At 42.1% G+C, this 7,703-nt stretch carries 9 protein-coding genes; 1 reads left to right on the forward strand and 8 read right to left on the reverse strand.

All coding sequences use genetic code 11. The features are described from left to right. The first annotated feature begins 251 nt into the window (after positions 1 to 251). Positions 252 to 896, forward strand: coding sequence for a hypothetical protein (locus tag IJT21_05745; GenBank protein MBQ7577748.1), 645 nt, complete (start codon positions 252 to 254; stop codon positions 894 to 896). 31 nt (positions 897 to 927) lie between these two features. On the opposite strand, the gene IJT21_05750 is transcribed toward IJT21_05745, so the two are convergent. From IJT21_05750 to IJT21_05785, 8 genes are all read right to left on the reverse strand, one after another. Continuing rightward, positions 928 to 3,147 carry a hypothetical protein gene (locus tag IJT21_05750; GenBank protein MBQ7577749.1) on the reverse strand — a complete coding sequence of 740 codons (2,220 nt, stop codon included), beginning with the start codon at positions 3,145 to 3,147 and terminating at the stop codon, positions 928 to 930. Further along, complete coding sequence (locus tag IJT21_05755) at positions 3,144 to 4,484, reverse strand: hypothetical protein (GenBank protein ID MBQ7577750.1); 1,341 nt, start codon at positions 4,482 to 4,484, stop codon at positions 3,144 to 3,146. Before IJT21_05755 ends, IJT21_05750 begins: the two co-directional genes overlap by 4 nt. Further along, on the reverse strand, positions 4,424 to 5,044 hold the full coding sequence (locus tag IJT21_05760) for a hypothetical protein (GenBank protein ID MBQ7577751.1): 621 nt from the start codon (positions 5,042 to 5,044) through the stop codon (positions 4,424 to 4,426). Before IJT21_05760 ends, IJT21_05755 begins: the two co-directional genes overlap by 61 nt. A 155-nt stretch (positions 5,045 to 5,199) precedes the next feature. Beyond that, positions 5,200 to 5,418 carry a hypothetical protein gene (locus tag IJT21_05765; GenBank protein MBQ7577752.1) on the reverse strand — a complete coding sequence of 73 codons (219 nt, stop codon included), beginning with the start codon at positions 5,416 to 5,418 and terminating at the stop codon, positions 5,200 to 5,202. Between the two features lie 2 nt (positions 5,419 to 5,420). Next, positions 5,421 to 6,398 (reverse strand): hypothetical protein, encoded by a 978-nt coding sequence (locus IJT21_05770; protein MBQ7577753.1) that lies wholly within the window; start codon positions 6,396 to 6,398, stop codon positions 5,421 to 5,423. Positions 6,399 to 6,401: 3 nt separating this feature from the next. After that, on the reverse strand, positions 6,402 to 7,130 hold the full coding sequence (locus IJT21_05775; protein MBQ7577754.1) for a hypothetical protein: 729 nt from the start codon (positions 7,128 to 7,130) through the stop codon (positions 6,402 to 6,404). Next, entirely contained in the window at positions 7,078 to 7,365 is a 288-nt protein-coding gene (locus IJT21_05780; protein MBQ7577755.1) for a hypothetical protein, read from the reverse strand. Before IJT21_05780 ends, IJT21_05775 begins: the two co-directional genes overlap by 53 nt. A gap of 8 nt (positions 7,366 to 7,373) precedes the next feature. Then, positions 7,374 to 7,703 (reverse strand): hypothetical protein (locus tag IJT21_05785; protein MBQ7577756.1); only part of this gene is annotated, 330 nt, incomplete at its 5' end.

The following is a 7,703-nucleotide window of genomic DNA, read 5'->3' on the forward strand; positions in this document are numbered from 1 at the left end:
ATTTACTAGTGAAAATGCTGGTATATCGCTCGGCCCGTCTGCAACATACACCATATTTATAAAATGTACTCGGCGCATTTCTTCAGGCAAACTCATATTTACTGTAACTCCCTCAATCTGCCCTACTCCTTTATTTATCTCGAATAGTGCACGCGTCTTTGTCGTATTGTCTATAGTAAGCGCATATTATTATTTATAATTATAGCACAGTTAATGTATTATTGCCAAATTTTTATTGGAGGTTTTAAACCATGTACGAACTAATAGATTTTTATTATTTAGGCCAAAAGTTGCGCGTTGTTGTCGTTGATGACAAGACATTTTATTTTGCTGCTGTCGATGTTTGCAAAATGTTAGATATAACTTCGAGTAACGTTAGCAGAATTTTATGTAAGGTTGTCCCAGAAGACGAAAGAATCAAATTATTTGAGTTATTACGCAAGACAAATGATTCAATTTTAACTCTTACCAAAGGTACGAGAAACCCCGGCAAGTGGGCTGCCATCAAGCCTTGCACGCAATTAGTAACAGAGGCCGGATTATATCGTCTTATCATGAGGAGCAACAAACCCGAAGCTAAGAGGTATCAAAAATGGGTATTCGAGGACGTATTACCTCTATTGCACAGAACAGGAACATACACGATTCCGGGATTTGATAAGCCGCAAATTTCCGAACCTGCACAGCAAGAATCAAAATCTCACAAAGTCGCACACGTAAAAGGCTGTTTCTCTTATAAGAATTATTGTGAAATAGGGAACTCAAAAATTGAGATTAATATTACCCTTGACGATTCTTTCACCACCGAGAAGGCTTTATCCATTAAGCAAACCGCCGCTAATAACTTTGATTTGTTAGTGGAGCAATTAATGAGAACCCTAACGCGTAAGATGTAACCATCATTGGCGGGGTATTATTCCCCGTCTTTTAACTTCCTTGCGTTATTGTCGGTGAAATTCCCAAGATTGTCAATCCCTGCCCTTGCTCGCTCCTAATCTGTATACAAGCGTCCCGAGCGAACCCGTTATCTAGCTGCAAATCTGAATCGCTTAAATATCCGGTATTATCAAATCTTACACGCCTGCGCCGCTCCCAGTTTTTGCCCTCATCGCTGTAATCTCCCGGAGCTGCCCAAGCCTCTGAAGTATTCAGCGAATGAATTATCAATCTCGGAATTAATTTTTTATTCGCGTAAGAGCTGCCGTTTTCTCCCTCTGAATTTACCCGCAGCGTCCTCATTGAGCTTTCATAATAGCTTGTATTATCCATGTATTTATTTTCGCTTAGTCTCTCGTTAAGAGTCATGAGCCAAATATTTACACTCAATGTGATTAAAAACAGCTCAGTCTGCTTTTGTCCGGGTAATGCTGCTATTGACCTCATGCCGTAGTGTTTAGAAATCTCTTGTCTTGACCAGCCTATTACTTCATGTTCAGGATTATAAGTACAAACCGCCGCGCTTGAGTCATCCAGCACGAACCATAAAAGACTGTCGGGAATTTGCTGATAGGCCATGCTGATTATTTGCTTGCCTTCGAATAAATGCGCGCTCATGATTGATATTTCATGCCCTGTGTAGCCGTCAATATTCAAATCATAACCCAGAGTATAAACTTTCTGACCTTGAGTCTGCACAAAAATTATTTGGCCGTTTGCTAATATGGGCTGAAGTGCTTTACTTCCAATATTAGTCTGCTGATGTGCTGTTAATGCAGTCGGAGAAATCGCACCGGAATCCCCCGCGCCTCTGACTCTCCATTCGCCCGACTCGGTGAAAGCAAATAAATCTTGTGTAGTTACTAGGCTGTGAATACAATCTGCGCTGCTTCCTGCCAGAGTGATATTTATAGCGTCGTCATCACTCAAAGGATCAGACACGCCGAAATTTGCATAATCTCCCGTCTTGCTCATCCAAATAGTTTGAGGCTGTAACGGAGTACTCGCAAAAATTAATCTGTCTTGATACATCGCAATAGCCGCCGGATAACCTTGTTGAATTCCCCATGAACCCATTGACCATAATTTAACGGAGACAGTGTCCGTAATTCGATTTGTTATTGCCGCGAGTTCATCCTGTAGTGTCAAAGTCGCTGAATGAGCATTTGCAACCGACATAATTTTATAAGTCTCACGCCTAAGAAAGCCGCTTACACTGATTGTGATTACTATTTCGCCGCTGCTTGCTGTTGTGTCTGTAGTTCCGCCGCCTGATATGCTTCTTATTCTGCGAGTCCTGCTATATTGATCTGTTTCAGTTTCTCCGGCAATTGCTGCAACTCGGTATAACACGTAATCTTCAGTCTCTGAAATCGTAAAATCCCATTGCCCTTGAGTGTTCACGTCCCGCCTTACATATTGTTTAATGTCTACCCATGACGCGCCGCCGTCTATACTGCGTTGTATGAAGACTGTACCCCGCCAATCTGAACCTGTAGTAACAACATTCATTGTGCCTTTTACCTCAAAAGCCTCTGAATATGTCATACTTGTACCAGCTTTTAGAGTGCTTGTTTTGCCTTCTACTGTGTATTCAACTTTCAACAGCGTATCAATCAGCGAAGAATTAAATAATGCCGCATTATCCTTAGTAGCTGCTGTTATTCTATATTTGCCGTTAGTCCATGTTAATTTGTGTAATATCAGCTCAACACCGCGCGCCCATTCTGACCCGTCAATAAATGGCCCGTCATGAAAATCTAAATCTGTGAATTCCCAAGAAGTTAATGACTTTCTAGTCAACATTTTAGGCCTGTAACTCTTATGCGCGAGAAATAAAACGTTGCCGCTTTGAACATATCTTAACGCCTGAACGTCTGACAGTGCATAGGGAGTAACAAAATTTGCGATTGCCTTAGCACTTCCGCCGGACATCACCCACACGCGAGCCGTATAATTTCCGAACTCAAGCATTACACTGTCTGAAGAGTTATACACGAACGGGATTAATTTTGCCTCTGCACCATAGAACGAGCCGAACCCGTTCACATTACCCGGCATAAATCCCGGCCGCCTTGTTATTCCGCCTTGAGGAAGAACTATCATATTTCTTAATTCTGCCAAACCTGTAGAATAACGCGCTAAATCTACTCTTGCATGTAATAACGGGCTTATCTCTCCGCTTGCAAAACTCGGCTGAAAGATTTTCACTTCACGCACACCCCGCAATAATCCAACGGACTGCACGGCCTTGTAGGTATTCCCGAATAATCCAAATAGGGAACTTGACGCGCTGTGTGTCTTCTTGCGTCTCTAAACTTTGGAAGCCCTGACTCGCTGTAAATTACCCTGCTTAATTGTGCCTCTTGTATTATTTGTGTATATCTCTGCTCTAAGAACTTAATCACATTAGCCTCAATCTTAGTATTAAATGCGATTTCAATAGCAAGCCTCACGCAAAAAGCCTCGGTGAATTCCGCCGCCCATTTTGATATATCTTCTATTTTATAAGTGTATCTAATATATATAGCACTGCAATTTGTATAAAGCTCGTTTGCTGTTGTCTCATAATTCACGAGTTCGACATTTTCCGGATATTCGGGCATATAATCGCATTGATTCTCGCAGTCATAGATTGAGCGTTTATCTTTTGTTATTACGTTAATGACCTTCAGACAATCAGACGGGAGCGCGAAAGTATATTTATAGCCCGGTACTGACTCGCTCAACATTGCCGGTGTTGCTGTCTTTCTTGCGAATACCCAAGCATAAGAACTCAATAATTTATCTCTCACACTTGCGAATACCCGCAAAGCTGAAGCCGCCTCATCTTGTGATCTCTCATCAGGTATTAAGACTTCACCGGACGGAATCCCCCTTAATAATCCTACAGCCCGCGCTATTATTGCATTCTTAATCGGGAGTCTTGTCTCTGCTCTGATTACTCCGATCTTATAAGCCTGTTGAATTATTGCCGTTGCCGCCTGCTCAAATCCTTTTATGGCGTTGAGTGTTCCCTCATTTGCAGGAGTTACAGCAAGCATTACTTCAGACGCTAGCAAATATACAAATGCATCTTTAAAACTTGCAGGCCATTCTGTTATTGCCTGAATTTGCCTTGTGTATCTTACTGTAATTTGTGAGTAGTCGCAATAAAGATTTGTATTTCCTGACTGCTCGAACTCTACGGGAATAATCGCACCGTCCTTATCTGCTAAGACAGTCAAGACAGTCATACAATCCGCCGGAAGTGTGAATCCATAACCCCAGCCCGCCGCACCTGCTGAATTACTCGTGAGTGTCGCATTACTTCTCGCGAAAGTCCACGGATAAAGCTGTAATAATTTATCTCTAACATTCGGGGCTGCTCTCTTACAAGCTGCTATTTCTTCATTTGTCCTGTAGTCAGGAATTCCCGCCGTGTCAATTCCTTGCTGGGCTGCTTGCGTACTTGTCGGCTTGATTGTCCGTTGACCTCTAACAAGTCCTATAGCTCGTTGATATAATTCTTCACTGACTGTGATTCTTGTATTAGATCCATAGTGCACAAAATACTATTTACAGTACCGACCATATCACACCACATTGCGGAAACTTTTTGCGAAGTTGTACCAGCCGGGAAACTCTCAGAGATGTTAACACTCGCGCCATCTTCAATTTTTACTAAGACTTCAAACGTGATTTTATTTCGAGTCATTTGCGACTCTTCTTGCGCGTCTCTTATTTGCGGAATTGTATAACTACCTGTCTTGCGTATACTCGGCAGAACTTCATTTGTTACCCAGTGCCGGAACTCTTGCGCCTGCGGTTTATTACTCCTCATTATCAGCGTATAAACTCCGCTCTCATCTGTAAATAAACATTCTCGACATGGACTCTTCGTTAGCGTATTGCGCCTTTTAGACGACTCACGCGAAGGAGCATTTACATCAATAGGCACAGAAAATTTACGAGTCTTCTCACCTCTTAATGCTCTACGAACAACATCACTACTTCTGCAAATTTGCAGCCCTCTACATAAATCCTTAACACAAAACCAGTACTCACCATCAATCTTGATTGTGCGAATGTTACAATCCTTAAACGCGTAAATCTTAATTTCAGACATGATTAATAATTTCCTCCATATAAAATATTTGCCCATATTTAACAGAGTGTGATATAATACCTAATATTAGTATGCACTTATAATAAACATGAACATAAACACAAATAAATTATAGCATAGAATGAGACTCTTGCAAGATTTTCTTGTGAGAGTCTCTAATTTTCTGCACTCTCGCTTGTCTCAATTCCGAATTGAATATCAGGATCAGCCGTTGCCGTTGTGTCGCTGCTGAATGCTATAGCAATTACCGCCGGAAATCCCCGCCCTTGATTATTGCCGGAAATGTCGACAGCCTGCCCTAATACTCCGCTTGTGATATTTTTCTGTGTATTATTCTTATCATCGATAAACATTTGCTCATAGTCAAATATCATAATTAGGCCACCTTCTTTTCTGCTATGCTTTGCGCGTCATTTCGTTTTATAGGAATTCCCGCGAATTTAAGCACTCTTCTATCGCTTTCAATGTCCGTATAACCTAGTGCAAGATTTGCTTTCTCGAATGCCGCAATTTCCAAAATGTTAAATATTTCAGGATCAGCATACATTACGACTCGCCCCTGCTCAGCGTGATAGATTTTATTTTTCGCGATTATTAATTTTCTGAATAAATCCTGTCTTGCCTCTTTTGCGTCAGTCCCAGTTAATAGCGCGTCCCTGTCGATATTGCAAAGTCTCGCTAAATATCTTTCGTCTCTGACCTTAAGCCCGACGAACCATGACCACTCGGTAACATGAGCTCTAAACATTTTGCCGTCTTTATCCTGAACATATTCATTTTCTTTTGTGAAGACCTCAAGACCGGCCTTTGTATTTTTCGGGTAAATTCCGGTTATCTCGTCAGTGTCCCATTTCACTATATAGACAGACGCAAGATTTTTACCAGTTCCGCCCGCGTCTATTACTTGATTATGCGAGAGTGTGCCGAGTCTGGGAGCTATTCCCCGAATCCCTTCAGGATCAGCACCATAAAAGAAACTTGTTACTACATCTTCATTCATGACTGCGATATGCCCTTTGCTTTCACTCAATAAATAATTTTCGGGACTAGGTGCTAAATCTAATTCTCTCATGTCTACTGTCATTCTTGAGACTATTTCGACGCATGTATCAGTTACAGACTCTTTAGCTCCTTTGCTTGAATCGAAGCCCTGATTAATTCTGCGTATTTGAGCCTTAGGCAATGCAGTCCGCTTGAAGTGTATATCTCCGGTTAATAAATTTCCGGCCGTCCATGGTATATCGTCTAAAATGTCATTCTCTTTCGCTAATAATTCAGCGTAGGACTTAACGGGGCTCCCGTCTGGCATGAGAGTCGCTCGTAAATCCATCAGTGTTAAAAACTCGCTGGCCATTTATTATAATTCCCCTTTTCTCTTGTGATAATCTTTTAAACTTTCTCCGAATATCGCCATAGCAATATCTTGCGTCTTTCCTTGTCCGTTGCCTTCGATGCCGGACTTGTCTTCACTTGCTAATTTACCGGCCCGATAAAACATGCGGACTATTTCAGGGTGAGTATTCAAGTTATAGCGTTGCATGAGACTCACGGCCTCAGGAGTTGCTAACTGCCTGCACCCTCTATCTATTATTGATTGAGCCGCCTCCCAGTTTTGCCCGCCGTATTCTTTATCACTCTGACATTGTTTAAGCCATTCGCTTTTTTCCGTCGCCATGTCTGACTCAAACTTTTTCAGCCGTTCACTATCAGCAGCTTTCAGAGCCTCAAGCATTTTCACATTTTGAGCGTGATATAAATCTGTGAGCTTCTGCGCTAATTCCTTGCGTGATAATTTTTCGTCGTTCAGAATTCCCAAGAAACTCGCCCCGACTTCTTTATCATAAGTAAAACCCTCAGGTATCTTTATATCCTGCTCCGTTAATTGCTGTGATTGATTTTGATTTTCTTGATTGTCTTGATTTGGATCTGAAGAGTTATTATCTTGCTGATTACTGGCTTCGCTGCTGTCTTGTGAGTTGTCTTGCTGTTCGTCAAATAGTGCCGGTGTTACTGATTGCGTTTGCTCGGTCTGTTCATTCGTAGTCGTTTGTGATTCTGTCTGTGTTGTCTGCTCGGTCTGATCCATTGCTGAACTCCTTTATAAAATTTTTGTATGAGATTTCGCAATTTGCTAGTGAATGCGGGCTGACTTCTCGGACTGTATTCGCGATTGTTAGTGCCATATCCCGCCGCCCTTGCATGTAATCATTCAACGGCCCGGGACTGTTTAATCTTGCTGCGTAAAATATGCCGCCTAGAATTCGCCGCCCTGCGTCAGTGTTTAAAATCTCTTCATAGTCTTTGAGTATTTGTTTTCGCATTAACTCATTCACATAACATCACCGCCCGTCATCATACTTGTCATATTTTCTAGCTGATCATTTGCCGCCATATTATTCGGCAACTCTGCTAAATCCTTCATAGCTCCTGCGATTTGCGGGGCTGCCTGTGCTCCGGCCTGTAGTGCTGTTAATCCATGCTGCATTTGTTGTAATTTTTTCTGCTCGTCTTGTCTCTGATCGCGTTTTGCCTGAACTGCGTCATCTCCTAAGACAATGCCCGCCGGTATTACGTACATATCTGCTAACTGGTCAATAATCTCATCACAGTCGATTTTGTCTAGCACGTCGGGAGCTTTACCCGTTCCCGCCTGTAATTG

This window comes from Synergistaceae bacterium (assembly GCA_017443945.1).
Classification (GTDB): Bacteria; Synergistota; Synergistia; order Synergistales; family Aminobacteriaceae; genus JAFUXM01.